The organism is Gryllotalpicola sp. CP2-P1 (assembly GCF_057512245.1).
Map to the genome: position 1 here is coordinate 1 of NZ_JBLRDT010000400.1, position 1,051 is coordinate 1,051.

Annotated in this window: 2 protein-coding genes; both read right to left on the reverse strand. The window is 73.8% G+C overall.

The window, feature by feature from the left end:
• Positions 1 to 806 (reverse strand): glycosyltransferase family 2 protein (locus ACM2XV_RS15545; protein WP_487027608.1); only part of this gene is annotated, 806 nt, incomplete at its 3' end.
• A 1-nt stretch (position 807) separates the two neighbouring features.
• A partial coding sequence (locus ACM2XV_RS15550) for a glycosyltransferase (protein ID WP_487027609.1) occupies positions 808 to 1,051 on the reverse strand: 244 nt, incomplete at its 5' end.

Below are 1,051 nucleotides of genomic sequence, written 5' to 3' on the forward strand. Positions count from 1 at the left end.
TCGGCGCCCAGCTGACGCGCCGCGACGCCGAGATAGCGGCGGAAGCGCGGGTCACGCGCGCCGACCACCCGCGCGAGCAGCACGAGGTGGTTGCGCTGGCCGAAGTACGCATAGCGCGCGTCGAACCGCCGGCCCCGGGCATACGGCCCGGCCACGTGCTCGACCAGGGCGGCCGGCGTGTAGATCAGCCGGTAGCCGGCGCTGCGCAAGCGCAGGGCGATCTCGCTCTCCTCGCGCAGGCAGGTGCCCGGGTAGAAGTCCTCGATTCCGCCCGCCTCGTGCACCGCGGACAGGCGCAGGGACATGTTGGCCCCGAGCAGGTGGTCGACGTCGACGTCCTCGCCGGGGTCTGCGGCGAAGTTGCCCGTCAGGGTGCCGTCGGCGCGGAAGCTTCCGATCGCGTCCCAGCCGATCGCCTCCTCATCCGGCTGGCCGTTCGCCGCGCGCCCGCCGACCCCGCCCACGCGCGGGTCGTCGTAGCGCCGCAGCAGCTCGGCCAGCCAGTCGGGCTCCGCGTAGGCGTCGTCGTCGATGAACGCGATCACGTCGGCGTCCACAACGGCGGCGACGCCCATGCGCCGCGACGTGGCGGTGTGGCCGCGACCGAGCGCGTTGCGCAGGTACGTGATACCGCCGTGCCGCCTGACCACCTCGGCCGAGCGGTCGTCCGGCGACGAGTCGACCACGATGATCTGCGCCGGTGCGACGGTCTGCCGGTCGAGGTGGTCGAGGCAGGTGCGCAGGTGGTCGGGCCTGTTGTAGGTCGCGATCAGCACCGCGGCGCTGGCGAGGGGGCCGGTGGTCATGTCACTCTCCGATTCCGCGGTAGATCCGCTCGTACGCGTCGACGACGCGCTCCCAGGTGAAGGCGCGCACCCGGGCGCTGCCCGCGGCGGCGAGCCGCGCGGCGCGCTCCTCGTCGTCGATCAGCGCGGCGAGCGCCGCCGCGAGCGCCTCCGTGTCCTCGGGGTCCACGAGCAGCCCATCGTCGCCGTCGCGCACGAATTCGACGGTGCCGCCTCGCGTCGTCGCGATCAGCGGGCTGCCCGCA